12 protein-coding genes and 1 tRNA gene are annotated in these 13,990 nt (G+C 61.7%); 8 read left to right on the top strand and 5 right to left on the bottom strand.

Going from position 1 to position 13,990, the window contains the following annotated elements; translation table 11 throughout:
- Positions 1–24 precede the first annotated feature (24 nt).
- Positions 25–1,299, bottom strand: coding sequence for a phosphoribosylamine--glycine ligase (gene purD, locus MHY13_RS04255; RefSeq protein ID WP_239281209.1), 1,275 nt, complete (start codon positions 1,297–1,299; stop codon positions 25–27).
- A gap of 35 nt (positions 1,300–1,334) precedes the next feature.
- Between purD and MHY13_RS04250 the strand changes: the two genes are divergently transcribed.
- Positions 1,335–1,763 carry an HIT family protein gene (locus tag MHY13_RS04250; protein ID WP_005325778.1) on the top strand — a complete coding sequence of 143 codons (429 nt, stop codon included), beginning with the start codon at positions 1,335–1,337 and terminating at the stop codon, positions 1,761–1,763.
- Here MHY13_RS04250 and MHY13_RS04245 read toward each other — a convergent pair.
- From MHY13_RS04245 to MHY13_RS04235, 3 genes are all read right to left on the bottom strand, one after another.
- Entirely contained in the window at positions 1,760–3,271 is a 1,512-nt protein-coding gene (locus MHY13_RS04245; protein ID WP_239281322.1) for a cell wall metabolism sensor histidine kinase WalK, read from the bottom strand. The two genes, MHY13_RS04250 and MHY13_RS04245, sit on opposite strands and share 4 nt — an antisense overlap.
- A gap of 12 nt (positions 3,272–3,283) precedes the next feature.
- Positions 3,284–3,988 (bottom strand): response regulator transcription factor, encoded by a 705-nt coding sequence (locus MHY13_RS04240; protein ID WP_150850895.1) that lies wholly within the window; start codon positions 3,986–3,988, stop codon positions 3,284–3,286.
- Positions 3,989–4,174: 186 nt separating this feature from the next.
- Complete coding sequence (locus MHY13_RS04235; RefSeq protein WP_239281208.1) at positions 4,175–5,920, bottom strand: pyruvate dehydrogenase; 1,746 nt, start codon at positions 5,918–5,920, stop codon at positions 4,175–4,177.
- 172 nt (positions 5,921–6,092) lie between these two features.
- On the opposite strand from MHY13_RS04235, the gene MHY13_RS04230 reads away from it, so the two are divergent.
- From MHY13_RS04230 to MHY13_RS04220, 3 genes are all read left to right on the top strand, one after another.
- The gene (locus MHY13_RS04230; RefSeq protein WP_239281206.1) at positions 6,093–7,604 is read left to right on the top strand and encodes an MFS transporter; all 1,512 of its coding nucleotides are present in this window, start codon (positions 6,093–6,095) and stop codon (positions 7,602–7,604) included.
- A complete protein-coding gene (locus MHY13_RS04225; RefSeq protein ID WP_239281204.1) occupies positions 7,570–8,124 on the top strand; it encodes a TetR/AcrR family transcriptional regulator in 555 nt (184 codons plus the stop codon). Before MHY13_RS04230 ends, MHY13_RS04225 begins: the two co-directional genes overlap by 35 nt.
- 134 nt (positions 8,125–8,258) lie before the next feature.
- Entirely contained in the window at positions 8,259–9,458 is a 1,200-nt protein-coding gene (locus MHY13_RS04220) for an IS1249 family transposase (protein WP_239281187.1), read from the top strand.
- A 130-nt stretch (positions 9,459–9,588) separates the two neighbouring features.
- Here MHY13_RS04220 and MHY13_RS04215 read toward each other — a convergent pair.
- A tRNA-Thr gene (locus MHY13_RS04215) sits at positions 9,589–9,661 on the bottom strand.
- Positions 9,662–9,811: 150 nt separating this feature from the next.
- Between MHY13_RS04215 and MHY13_RS04210 the strand changes: the two genes are divergently transcribed.
- The 4 genes from MHY13_RS04210 to MHY13_RS04195 all read left to right on the top strand — a co-directional run bounded on the left by MHY13_RS04210 (position 9,812) and on the right by MHY13_RS04195 (position 13,981).
- Positions 9,812–11,548, top strand: coding sequence for a threonine/serine exporter ThrE family protein (locus MHY13_RS04210; RefSeq protein ID WP_239281185.1), 1,737 nt, complete (start codon positions 9,812–9,814; stop codon positions 11,546–11,548).
- 86 nt (positions 11,549–11,634) lie between these two features.
- Entirely contained in the window at positions 11,635–12,006 is a 372-nt protein-coding gene (locus MHY13_RS04205; protein WP_005325749.1) for a hypothetical protein, read from the top strand.
- 14 nt (positions 12,007–12,020) lie between these two features.
- Positions 12,021–13,463, top strand: a complete 1,443-nt coding sequence (locus tag MHY13_RS04200; protein WP_239281183.1) for a trehalose-6-phosphate synthase — start codon at positions 12,021–12,023, stop codon at positions 13,461–13,463.
- On the top strand, positions 13,460–13,981 hold the full coding sequence (locus tag MHY13_RS04195) for an META domain-containing protein (protein ID WP_005325746.1): 522 nt from the start codon (positions 13,460–13,462) through the stop codon (positions 13,979–13,981). Before MHY13_RS04200 ends, MHY13_RS04195 begins: the two co-directional genes overlap by 4 nt.
- Positions 13,982–13,990: the final 9 nt, after the last annotated feature.

Raw genomic sequence — 13,990 nt, 5'->3', positions numbered from 1 at the left:
CCTGCCCCGCCGCGGGGTGAAGGGTTAGAGAGAAATCTCACCGTCTTCTGCTCGCTTGCCGATGTCCCGGCGCACAAAGCCACCCGCAAACTCGATGCCGTCGACGGTGGCGTAGGCGTCTGCGCGGGCGTCGGCAAGCGTGGCACCCTTGCCCAGCACGCTGAGCACGCGGCCGCCCGCGGTGCGGTAGGCGCCATCGGTATGCACGGTGCCGGCGTGGAGGACGCGCTGCGGATCGTCCAAGGCGGCGCCGGAAATGGCATCGCCCTTGCGTGGGGAGGCCGGGTAGCCCTCGGCCGCCATGACGATGATGACGGCGAAGCCATCCTCCCACTCCAGTGGCGGGAGCTCGGAGAGGGTGCCGGTGGCCGTGGCGTGGAGGGCCTCAGCCAGTGGAGACTTGAGCAGGGAGAGCACTGCCTGGGTCTCCGGATCGCCGAAGCGGCAGTTGAACTCGACGACGGCCGGGCCTTCTTCGCCCCAGGCCAGGCCGGCGTAAAGCAGACCGGAATAAGGGGTGCCGCGGCGCGCCATCTCCTTGGCCACAGGGGTGCAGACCTCGTCCACGATGCGCTGCACGCCGTCCTGCGGCAGCCACGGCAGCGGGGTGTAGGCGCCCATGCCACCGGTATTGGGGCCCTCGTCGTTGTCATAGGCGCGCTTGTGATCCTGAGCCGGCAGCAGCGGGACGACGGTCTCGCCATCGACTAAGCAGAAGAGAGAGACTTCGGGGCCATCGAGGAAGGATTCCAGCAGCACCGGGTTGCCGGCCGCGAGGACGGCATCGACGTGGGCGCGGGCGGCGGCGCGGTCCGGGGTGACCACGACGCCCTTGCCGCCGGCCAGGCCATCGTCTTTGACCACGAACTGCGGGCCGAAGCGGTCGAGGGCGGCTTCAATGTCGTCCTCGGTGGCGCCCGGGCGCAGCTGCTCCGCGCGGGCGGTCTTGACGCCGGCGGACTCCATGACGTCCTTGGCAAAGGCCTTGGATCCCTCGATCTGGGCTGCCTCCTTGCTAGGTCCGAAGACAGCGATGCCGGCCGCGCGCAGGGCATCGGCCACGCCGGCGACGAGGGGAACCTCAGGGCCGATGACAACAAGGTCCGCGGCGATGCTCTGGGCGAGCTCTACCATGCGATCAGCGTCATCTACCTGGGAGTAATCCGGGTGGACGGTAGCGAGGGCGGACATGGCCGCGCTGCCTGGCGCGGCGTGGATTTCGGTGCTCTTAGGGTCGGCGGACAGGCCCTTGACTAGGGCGTGTTCACGGCCGCCCGAACCAATTACGAGAATGCGCATGCCCACCATCATAACCAGCGGGTAGCCTGGCACACATGGCTTCTGTATTTACAAAGATCATTAATGGTGAACTACCCGCTCGCTTTGTCTACCGCGATGAGACCTGCGTGGCTTTCCTCTCGATCGAGCCGCTGCGCTACGGCCACACTCTGGTCGTGCCCATCGAGGAGGTAGATAAGTGGACCGACCTGGATCCACAGACTTGGGCCCACCTCAACGAGGTCGCCCTAGAAATCGGCGGCGCTATCAAGACCGCGTTTGATACCCCGCGCACCGGCTACATCATCGCCGGATTCGATGTCCCGCACACCCATATCCACCTCTTCCCCACCGAGAAGATGGAAGAGTATGACTTTGCCAAGGCCTTCGACGCCGAGAACACCGACGATGCCGCGATGGATGAGGCGGCCGCCCGCATTCGCCAGCACCTCGGCTGCAACGAGGAAGGCATTCGGGAGGACTAGGTCTCAGAGGGGGCGTCGGCAAGCGCGGGCAGGCGCACCGTAAAGGTGGTGCCGCGGCCGAGCTCGGAGTCGACGCTAATGCTGCCATCGTGCTGCTCCACCAGGGAGTGGACGATGGCCAGGCCCAAGCCGGAGCCGCCGGTATCGCGGGTGCGCGAGGTATCCGCGCGGTAGAAGCGCTCGAAGATATGCGCCGCATCTTCCTGGGACATGCCCTTGCCGTCATCGCTGACATCGACCAGCACATCATCGGCCTCGCGGCGCAGGCGCAGCGTCACCGTGGCCTCATCGCCGCCGTGGCGGATGCCGTTGGTCACCAGGTTGAGCAGCACCTGGTGCAGGCGGCTGGCATCGCCATTGACCACCGGGATGGACTTGGCGTCATTGGCCACCTTAATCTCGCGGCCGGGGAAGGCCGCACGCGCGGACGAGCCCACAGACAGGGCCAGCTCTAACAGGTCTACGGGGTGCAGGTCTAGGCGCGTACCCTCGGCGCGGGTAAGGGCCAACAGGTCCTCCACCAGCAGGGACATGCGCTTGGACTCATCATCGATCTTGGAAAAGACCAGATCCACGTCCTTGGTGGCGCCGGAGCGATAGAGCTCGGTGTAGCCGCGCAGGCTGGTCAGCGGCGTGCGCAGCTCATGCGAGGCATCGCCAACGAAGCGACGCATCTGCTCCTCTTTCTCCTGCGCGCGCACGACGGAGCGCTGCAGCTGCCCCAGCATGATGTTGAGCGCGGCGGCCAACTGGCCCACCTCGGTGTGCAGCGGCCATTTGGGAACGCGCTTGTCTAGGTCGCCTGCCGCGATTTCCGACGCCGTCTTTTCCACCACCCGCAGCGGCCGCAACGCCCTGCGGATAAACCAGAAACCTACGGCCGCAATGGCGGCCAAGGCGATGGCGGCAATGGTCACTTGGACCATGGCTAGGCCGTGCAGGATTTCCTTCTCGTGGGTCATATCCTTGGCAATGACCGTGATGACGCCGTTGGAATCCGCGAAGGCGAGCGCGCGCCACTTGGTGTTGTTCTCGATGGAACCCACGGTGGTGGGGTAGCCGCCGAGCGGGATCTTCTCCGCATTCGGGGTAGTCGAGGATGGTCCCGAGTAGCGGATGGTGCCATCGGGCAGGTAGTTCAGCACCACGTATTCGGTAGGTGGGCGCTTGGTGTGATCGCCGATGAAAAAGTCATTGCTGATATCGCGCCCCCATGTGGTCGACGCGGAGCGCAGCTCATCATCGACGTTGTTGAAGAGCACGTTGCGCATGATGGAATTCACCGCAAAGGACGAGCCCGTAATGCCGAGCCCGGAGACCACGACGAGGAGGATGACCAGCCACGTCCGCAGCGGCATGGCCTGCGGAATCTGGGAAAACATCCGCCGCTTGGAGGAATTTCCCTCCCCTTCGCCTTGCCCCAGGCCCTCATGCCACATGGACTGCGGGCGCGCCGTCGCCGTCGCGGGCGCAGGTGCCTGGCCCTTGGTCTCCTGTGAATCTTCCATCACTTAAGCACTTTAGGAGCGCGGGGTGCGCAGTACATAACCCACGCCGCGCACGGTGTGGATCAGCTGCGTCTCGCCGGTATCGATCTTGCGGCGCAGGTAAGAGATATAGGACTCGACCACGTTGCCATCGCCGCCGAAATCGTAGTGCCACACATTGTCCAAAATCTTGGACTTAGACAGCACCACTTCCTTGTTTTGCATCAGGTAGCGCAGGAGGTTGAACTCGGTGGGCGAAAGCTCGATGAGCTCACCGGCCTTGGTGACCTCATGGGTGTCATCATTGAGCGTTAGATCCGCGTAGCTCATGGTGGCATCGTTGGTGGATTCTTCCGCCGCGCCACCGCGGCGCATGATGACGCGCAGGCGGGTGATAACTTCTTCCAGGCTAAATGGCTTGGTCACGTAATCATCCGCGCCGATGGTCAGTCCGTGGATGCGCTGGTCCACACCGTCCTTAGCGGTGAGGTAGAGCACCGGGCCGTCCAGGCCTTCTTGACGCAGCTTGCCCAGCAGCTCGAAGCCATCCATACCCGGCATCATGACGTCCAGGATGTAGGCATCTGGGTTTACCTCGCGGGCAATGCGCAGCGCCTCGTTGCCGGAATTGGCGCTAAATACCTCGAAGTTCTGGAACTTCAGCGATACGGTAAGCAGCTCCACAATATTGGGTTCGTCATCGACGACAAGAACCTTGGCGAGTTTAGTGTCTTCCATGTTCTCCTCAGACTCCCTTAAAGGTTGTGATTTTCTAACACGTCATCATGGCACGCTTGCTTTCCAGCCTACTGAAGAGTTTCTGCCTGAATCCTGTGAACGTGGATGCTCGGCCTGGTCGGGGCAAAAGAAAACCACGCCCTTCCCCAGGTGAGGAAGGGCGTGGTAGCTAGCGCAGCGCGCTATTTAGAAGTCCTGCGGGCGCGGGATGTTGCGCAGGTTGGACTTTGCCATGGTGATCATCTGGCCAACGCCACCGTCCAGAACGGTGCGGGTTGCAGCCTTGGAGAAGCCCATGAGCTGCTCGATGGTCAGCGTCGGTGGCAGGGAGAGGGCGTTGGGGTCAGTAACGACGTCGATAAGAGCCGGGCCGTTATAAGCCAGCGCCTTCTTGATCTGCTCCGGTGCGTCCTTCGGATCCTCAATGCGGAAGTGCTTGATGCCGGAAGCCTCTGCAATCTTGGCAAAGTTGACGGAACCGTGGTCGGTCTCGTGCTCCGGCAGACCCTGCACCAGCATCTCCAGCTTGACCATGCCCAGGGAAGAGTTGTTGAACACGAACATCTTGATAGGCAGGTTGTGCAGCTTCACGGTGAGCAGCTCACCCATCAGCATGGACAGTCCGCCGTCACCGGAGAAGGTGATGACCTGGCGGCCCGGGTTAGCGGCCTGTGCACCCAGTGCCTGCGGCAGGGCGTTGGCCATGGTGCCGTGGCGGAAGGAGCCGATCTGCTCGCGCTTGCCGTTGGCGGTGATGTAGCGAGCGCCCCATACGTTGCACATGCCGGTATCGACGGTGAAGATGGCATCCTCATCGGCATTCTTGTCAATGAGGTCAGCAACGTACTCCGGGTGGATCGGGGTGTGCTTGTCCACGTTGGAGGTATAAGCCTCAACGACGTGCTCCAGCTTGCCGTAGTGCTTCTTGAGCATCTTATCCAGGAAGGAGCGGTCCTTCTTCTCATCCACGTGCGGCAAGATGTTCTCGATGGTGGCGGCTACGTCACCGGTGACCGGGTAGGAAATCTTGGTGCGGCGGCCGATGTGGGAGCCGTTGATGTCCACCTGTGCCACGTTGGCATCCGGCAGGAAGTCGTTGTACGGGAAGTCGGTACCCAGCAGGATGAGCAGGTCAGCCTCGTGGGTGGCCTCGTGTGCCGCACCGTAGCCCAGCAGGCCGTTCATGCCTACGTCGAACGGGTTCTCGTACTGGATGTACATCTTGCCACCCAGGGCGTGGCCGATGGGAGCCTTGATCTTCTCGGCCAGCTTGAGCACCTGCTCGCGGGCATCCTTGACGCCGGCGCCAACGAAGAGGGTGACGGACTTAGCCTCGTTGATGGCCTGGGTCAGGGCAGCAGCCTCGGCCGGATCCGGGAAGACGACCGGGCGGCCAGCAGAGATCTTGGACTCGACGAAGGAGTCATCCTCAGCGTCCTGCATGGAAACGTCACCCGGGATAACGAGGACGGATACGCCATTGCCGGCCATGCTGGACTGGATGGCGTGGTGCAGGACAACGCCGCCCTGCTCAGCGGAGTTGACCATCTCGCAGTAGCCAGAGCACTCCTGGAAGATTGCCTCTGGGTGGGTCTCCTGGAAGAACTTGGAGCCGATCTGGCGAGATGGGATGTGGGAAGCCAGTGCCAGCACCTTGGCGCCGTTGCGGTGGGCGTCGTACAGGCCCTGAATCAGGTGGGTATTGCCCGGGCCGCAGGATGCAGCACATACAGCCAGCTTGCCGGTGGTCAGGGAGTCTGCCTCGGCAGCGAAGGCTGCTGCTTCCTCGTTGCGGACGTGAATCCACTCGATGGAGGAGCGACGAACGGCATCCACGATCGGGTTCAGGGAGTCACCGACGAGGCCATAAATGCGCTCGACACCCTGCTTTTCCAGGGTGTCAACTAGCTGTTCTGCATAGTTACGTGCCATTAAAAATCATCCTTAACTCTTAATTGGTGTTAATACCACTGTGCTACTTAGACCGCAGGAAAGTCCACTCATCTCCTATACACTCACACACTGCACCTAGCTGTGAGGAAGGCAATACTAACCTATCTTCGGCTGCAAACTGTAACGACCGTTCGGTACTGTTTACTGCGCTATGAGTATCCACCCGCCCCGCGCACAAGACCACGCCGCTGCGGCCTCCACGGCCGCCCAGCGGTGGTCTTTCTGCGCCGTCATCTCTCTGGGGTTACTCATGGTTGGGCTGGATAATTCCATCCTCTACACCGCATTGCCGCAGCTATCGCAGCAATTGCACACCACCGATACCCAGCAACTCTGGATTATCAACGCCTACGCGTTGGTGCTCTCCGGCCTCCTTCTTGGCGCCGGCACGCTGGGCGATCGCACCGGCCACCGGCGGATGTTCCTCATCGGCTTGGCCGTCTTCGGCGGCGCTTCCCTGCTCGCCGCGTATTCCCCCAGCGCCTGGACGCTGGTTGTAGGCCGCGCCTTCCTGGGCTGCGGCGCCGCCATCATGATGCCGTCGAGCCTAGCGCTCATTCGCCTGACCTTTCCCGATGAGGTGGAGCGCAACACGGCCATTGGCATCTGGGGTTCTGTCGCCGTCATCGGCGCGGCGGCTGGCCCCACCGTGGGCGGCTTCTTTTTGGAGCATTTCTGGTGGGGCTCGGTCTTTTTGCTCAATGTCCCGGTTGTGGTCGTGGCCATTGCGCTGACCTTGCTCCTTGCCCCACCAAACGCTCCGAACCCCCTAAAACACTGGGACTTCCCTTCGTCCCTGTATTCCCTTATCACTCTCGCCAGCCTAGTGCTGGCCATTAAATCCCTGGCACATAATTGGCCGGTGAGCGCCGCCGCAGGCATCGTCTTCATCTGCGGCGCGCTCGCCTTCGGCCGCCGCCAGGCTCGCTTGTCAGATCCCCTGCTGACCTTCGACATCTTTGGCTCCCGTATCTTCAGCGGCGGGGCCCTAACGGCCGGGGGTGCCATGTTCGGCCTCGCCGGCCTGGAGCTGCTGAGTACCCAAAAGCTCCAGCTTGTCGACGCCCTCTCGCCCTTCCACGCCGGCCTCATCATCTCCGCCATGGCACTGTCTGCCATCCCTACCTCCATCCTGGGTGGTGCCACCTTGCACCGCGTGGGGTTCCTCCCACTCATTAGCGGCGGATTCTTGCTCATGGCCGCAGGCATGGCCCTGGTGGTGGTGAGCCGGGGTGAAACGCTTCCCCTACTCGTCTCCGCCCTAGTGCTCACCGGCCTCGGCGCGGGCCTGGCCATGTCCGTGTCCTCGACTGCCATCATCAATGCCGCTCCCCTTCATCGCACCGGCATGGCCTCTGGCGTAGAGGCGGTCTCCTATGAATTCGGCACCCTGATCTCCATTGCACTGACCGGCACCCTCGTCCCTCTCCTCATGGCCCGCGAATTGCCGCCCCACCTTGCGGAACTGGGTACCGACGCGCTGTATCACCCCGCTTCCCACGCGGCCGCCGCGAGCGCCTACAATGCCGGATATCTTTCCACCATCGGCGGCCTAGCTTGCTTCGCCTTGCTCCTAGCCGCGATAACCGCCTGGTGTTTCCGCGATAACCCCAAATCAGGAGATCCCTATGCCGCGACTCAACAAAAAGACCGCAGCCCTTGAAGCTGCGCTCGACATCATCGCCGCCGAGGACGTCTCTGGCTTGACCTACGACTCCCTGGCGCAGGCGACGGGCATGTCCAAGTCCGGACTCATTTATCACTTCCCTACCCGCCATGATCTGCTCGTAGACTGCCATGGATTTTGCGCCGCACGCTGGGAAGCAGAACTCGAGAAGCTGGCCGGCGGCCACCCGGCAAGCGAGCTCAGCTGGGCCGAGCGCTCCCGTGCGCTCGTATTGTCAATGGGCAAAAATGATCCGCTCATCAAGCTTTTGATGTGCGTTCATTCCCAGACCCACCCGGATTTTTCCGCCCAGTGGGCCGAGGTGGATGCGCGCTGGATGGTCGATCCTTCCGCCGCCGAGACGGACGAGGATAATCTGCTGATCATGCTTCTTAGTACCGGCCTGTGGGTGCACGATCACCTCAACCAGCGCAAGCTATCCCCCGCTAACCGCCAGCGCATGGTCGACCGGCTTTTTCGACTTATCGACGGCCTAAACGACAGGATGTGTTGGTGAGGTTACGTGGTTAGCCGGTCTGGCGTGCTGATATTAGGAATATTTCACTTATCCAGAGGGATATTCCAGCTTCGACCATGAAATACCGCCAAAGGCATGCCGGTGTGCTAGGCACCTAGGGCCACGATGAGGGGATGAGTAAAAATCATCCTCGATGCCCCGTCTGCGGCGGGACATGCACGAAACACGGAAAAACGAGTGCTGGGCACCAACGATGGCGATGCCGCACCTGCAAGGCCACCTTCACCCGCGTGAATAACGACGCCGTGCAAGCCAAATGGTTCCGCCTTTTCATTTCCTGGCTCACCTCCAGCAACAGCCTGGAAGAAACAGCTAAAACCTGCGGTGTTTCAACGCGAACTTTGCAACGACGCTTCACACCGTTCTGGCTTATCCAACCACCCCGAAGCGTTGATAAGCAGCGAATCTACGATCAAATCTTCATCGACGGCACCTACTTCAACACCAAATGCCTTGTTGTAGCTGCCGACTCCACCCATGTCATCAATTGGTTCTGGTGCACGAAAGAATCCTCCTGGTCGTATATGCGCCCACTCGACCCGCTAGCCCCACCACAATTGGTTACCTGCGATGGGGATTCCGGAGGGCTTAAAGCACTACACCACCTGTGGCCTGATACCCCGGTTCAACGCTGCATTGTCCACGTCAAGCGCAATATCCAACGTGCCACCGGCCTTTATCCCACCTCGCCGATGGGCAAAGCACTACGACGGCTTTCCTTTGAACTACTCGCCGTTGACAACCTAGATAAGGCAGCCGAATGGACCGTAAAACTACAGCAGTTCGGCACCGTATTTAGCACTCAGCTCAAAGCCCGTACCTACGTCAAAGACGTCCCCTTCGACCAGATTCCTAAGTCCAAGCGCCGGAACAAAAAATGGTGGTACACCCACTACACCCATCGCGGGATTTACCTGCAGCTAAAGAAGATGAGCCAACAAGGACACCTCTTTGCCTACCTCGCCGAAGCTAAAGAAGGCCAACGGTTGGAACGCACGACCAACAAGCTAGAAGGCGGGGTGAACTCACAAATTAAGCAACTCCTGCACACCCACCGCGGACTGCGCGACGAACAACAGCGCATCGCCTGCGACTGGTGGCTGCATCTACATACGCAGCTGCCTGACGATCCTGTAGAGATCGCCAGGCAGCAAAACTGGGGCCAGGACGCACTCGCCAAAGCACAAACCCTAGCCAACCAGGAAAAACAAGCCACCAGCGGCCACGAAGACGGCCGACCAGCAACCTACGACAGTGCCATCGACACTGCCTACAACCACTCTATGGGAATACGCAAAGGCCGCATGCGCTAAACCCCACCAACACAAAATGTCGTTTAGCCCGACACGCCGCAAAACAACACATCCTGTCGTTTAGGCCTTATCGACGCCCCCTCAAAAACCACCGAAGGCTAGGCCCACACCGGGGCCCAGCCTCCTTTTGAGCTGGAGACGAGACTTGAACTCGCAACCTACGCATTACAAGTGCGTTGCGCTACCAATTGCGCCACTCCAGCACCGCGGGAGAAATCCCGCTCGTTGCATAGTACCCGAGCACCGCCGCCGAGGGGAAAGCCGGTCCCCCATCTATGCATTGACAGGGTGCAGGGGCTAAAGTTCAGGCAGAATCAATCCCACATTCCCAGCGCTTTTCGAGGGTTATTTCCGTGTCATTTTTGTCCGCTATGCGGGAGCGCCTGCGCGCTTCCTCGGGCCAGGTAGCCATCATCGACGCGGCTAAAGCCGCACCGCCGCCATCCCCACTCGCTCCGGTCAATCTCCATGACGCCGCCCAAGTCACCGGCGTTATGGAGATCGCCGCTCGCATTGGTGAAATCCTCATCGGAGCCGGCACCGCCAACTCGGATGCGCGCGCCCAGGTGCACCTGGCAGCGTCGTCGTATGGCTTGCACTACTGCCACGTGGATATCTTGATGAATACCATCACCATCCACACCACCATCGGCACCGGCGAGCAGCGCCAAAACCTGCATGTATTCCGCGTGGTGCCGAGCATTGGCGTGGATTTCTCCAAGCTCGCGGCCGTCGATAAGCTCATTCGCTCCATCCACTCCGGCCAGATGCCGCCGGCCATGGCGGAGCAGCGCCTAGACGAGATCGACCGCATGCCAGCGCCTTATAAGCCGTCCACGGTCATGCTCGGCTGGGGCGCGATGGGTGGCCTGATTTCCATGATGCTTGGCGGCGACCTGCTCGTCGGCGTGGTGGCGTTTGTGGTCTCCGCGTTCATCATGGGCTTGAACGCCTGGTTGGCCAATTACCGCCTGCCGCCCTTTTATCAGAATGCGGTCGGCGGCTTTTTCGCCGTCTTCCCGGCCGCCATTTTGTACAACGTCGCAGCCTCCTTCGGCATTAATTTCTCGCCCACGCAGATCATTGCCTCCGGCATCATCGTGCTGGTGGCGGGGCTGACGTTGGTGCAATCGCTTGTCGACGGCATCACGCGCGCCCCCGTTACCTCCTCCGCCCGCTTCTTTGAGGCGCTGCTATCTACCGGCGCCATCATCGCCGGCGTCGGTGTGGGCATCCAGCTGGCCGATTCGCTGGGCTTTAACCTGCCGCCGCTGGCCACGCTGGCCCCACCGGTCTACCACGAAATTCCACTGCTAGTGCTGCTCGGCGGCACGGGTTCTGCTGCCTTTGCGCTGGCCTGCGGCGCAGCCTGGATTGAGATCACCATGTCTGGCCTTACGGCCGCAGCCGGCATGATTTTCTATTACTTCGTGGTGGTGCCCTTCGGCGTCGGCCCGGTGATTGCCTCTGGTCTTTCCGCGGTGGTCGTTGGCCTCGCCGGCGGTTTGATGTCGCGCCGCTGGGGAATTCCGCCGCTTATCACCATGATCGTGGGCTATACGCCGATGCTGCCCGGCCTCATGCTCTACCGCGGCATGTACGCCTCTCTCAATGAGCAGATGATTACCGGCTTTACCAATATGGCGATGGCGCTGGCCATCTCCGGCGCCCTGGCCGCCGGCGTAGTACTGGGCGAGCGTGTGGCTCGCCGCCTGCGCCGCCCGCAGTACTTCCGCCCGTACACCACCTTCAAGCGCATCGGCCGCTTCTCCTTCCATAAGGCCACGCACTTGGCCCGCAAGGCCCCGCGCATCCCGCGCGTGCCGATGTCCCCGTTTGCCCCGCGCGTCAATCGCCCGGAGTTACCACCCAAGCTCGGGCCGAAGCCGCCGCAGCAGCACCCGCGCCACGAGGCCCAAAACCATGCGCCGCATACCCGCTCGGCCGCGGACCTGTGGCCGGAAGATTCCCAGTGGCCGGCGCAGCCGCAGCAGCGCGAGAAGACCACCTATACCGTGCCCGGCACCGAAACCTTTCGTGCCCAGAAACCGGAGCAACCGGGCACCGAATCCGGACCCGAGCGGCCCTAAACGCCGCCGGTAGCGTACAATATTTGCTCTGATAGCTTTTCTTGCAAGCGCTTAAGTAGTTTCCACAACGTTCAGGAGGACACGTCGTGCCACCCAAGGTCCAAGACACCCACCCACAGGCTGACCAGAATCACGCCCTTGAGGAGGAGACCTCCCGCGCAGCCCGCCGCATCGTGGCCACCTATGCGCAGGACTTCCTCGACGGCGTGACCCTGATGTCCATGCTGGGCGTGGAGCCAAAGGGCCTGGTGCACAAGAAGGTGCTGGCGGAGCAAGCCGATGCCGCTCCCAAGAAGTCGACCAAGAAATCCAGCAAAAAGTCCACGAAGAAGTCGACTAAGAAGTCCACCAAGAAATCGACGAAGAAGTCGACCAAGAAGGCTACAAAGAAGGCCACCAAAAAGGCGACGAAGAAGGCCTCCAAGAAGGCAACGAAGAAGTCCACTAAGAAGTCTTAAGTTATTCTTGCACCATGAGTGAGCGTGGCAATGACTTCGTGGTGGTGGCCAACCGCCTGCCGGTAGATCTGGAAACCCGGCCCGATGGCAGCCATACCTGGACGCCCTCGCCGGGCGGTCTGGTCACCGCATTGTCTCCAGTCCTCGAATCACACCAGGGATGCTGGGTGGGCTGGCCCGGTGTGGCCGATGCCGCGCCAGAGCCCTTCCGCACCGATACCGGCGTGCTGCTGCACCCAGTCAAGCTCACCGAGTCCGATTTCGAGGGCTTTTATGAGGGTTTTTCTAATGCCACCTTGTGGCCGCTCTACCACGATCTCATCGTCACCCCTACCTATGACCGCGATTGGTGGCACGCCTATCGCGAGGTCAACCTGCGTTTTGCAGACGAGGTAGCCGAGGTCGCCGCCGAAGGCGCCACCGTGTGGGTACAGGACTACCAGCTGCAGCTTTTGCCTGGCATCCTGCGCCAGAAGCGCCCGGATCTCACCATCGGATTTTTCCTGCACATCCCCTTCCCTTCCGCCGATCTCTTCCGCCAGCTGCCCTGGCGCGAGGAGCTCGTGCGCGGGCTGCTTGGCGCGGATCTCATCGGCTTCCACCTGGAGGCCAATGCCCGCAACTTCTTGGAGCTTGCCCGCCGCCAGGGCCTCGACGTACAAGGCGAGGCCAGCACCCGCGAGGTCACCGCGCATATTCGCCTGCCGCAGGGGCGCACCATCGGCGTGGGCGCCTTCCCCATTTCCATCGCCGCGAAGGACTTTGCCGCATTCACTGGGGAGGAGAAGGGGGACGTCGCCAAGCTGCGCGAAGAGTTAGGCTCGCCCCAGCGCATTATTTTGGGCGTGGATCGCCTCGATTACACCAAGGGCATCCTGCAGCGGCTGACCGCCTTCGAGGAACTGCTGGACACCGGCGCGCTCGACCCGGAGGAGGTGACGCTGGTGCAGCTCGCAACGCCGTCGCGCGAGCGCCTCGACCATTACAAGGCCACCCGCTCCAAGGTGGAAGAAGCCGTTGGCCGCATCAACGGGCGCTTCGCCCGCGTAGGTCACCCGGTGGTGCACTACCAGCACCGCGGCGTGGCCAAGAGTCTCCTGCGCTGCTACTACCGCATGGCCGATGTCATGCTGGTGACCCCCTTCAAGGACGGCATGAACCTGGTAGCCAAGGAATACGTGGCCTGCCACGACGATGGCTCGGGCGCGCTGGTGCTCTCCGAGTTCGCCGGCGCGGCCGATGAGCTCAACCAGGCCTACCTGTGCAATCCCTTCGATATCGAGTCCGTCAAGGCCGCCTTGCTCAATGCGCTCAAGGCGCTTGACGACGCCCCCTCCACCATGACCCAGCGCATGCTCACCATGCACCAGCAGGTCACCGAGCACGACGTGCAGCTATGGTCCCAGTCCTTCCTGGGCTGCCTGCGCCAAGCAGAAGAACAGGGGGCGGGCGCATGATGTCTCGCTTTCCCCGCCTGGCCGCAGTGCCCATTGCCGCGACCTGCGCCGCCGCATTACTGGCCGGCTGCGGCTCCGGCGACGAGGAGCCCCAAGCCCCTGGCGATGAGCAGATCTTGGATAAGCAGTGGCAGGTAGTCTCCATCAACACCACCCCGGATGCCGCCTCCACCATCCCGGAATCCATCCCGCAGGCACCCACGTTGAGTTTTGGCCAATCCACGATGGTGGGCACCACCGGGTGCGCCCAAATGGTGGGCAAGGTGACCTATTCCGCCGATGATGAGCGCCAAAACATCCGCGAGGGCAACCGCCTCCACTTCGATGAGGTGGAGTTTGACGAGACCGCCGAAGATTGCCACGGCGCGTCCGTGTGGGCCGATAACCTGCTGCGCAACCTGATTTCCGCGGACCACGATTTTCACTACACCGTCAATTCCAATAACCAGCTCGTCTTGGAACTGGTCACCGATGAGGTGGACTCGCCGTCTATCAAGTTGGTTTCCCTGGGCGGTTAATTGCGTAGG

Origin of the sequence: Corynebacterium sp. ACRPE (assembly GCF_022347435.1) — a bacterium.
In the GTDB taxonomy this organism is placed as follows: domain Bacteria; phylum Actinomycetota; class Actinomycetes; order Mycobacteriales; family Mycobacteriaceae; genus Corynebacterium; species Corynebacterium tuberculostearicum_D.
The sequence above is the reverse complement of the archived record's forward strand: the minus strand, read 5'-3'. Positions and strand labels throughout refer to the sequence as shown.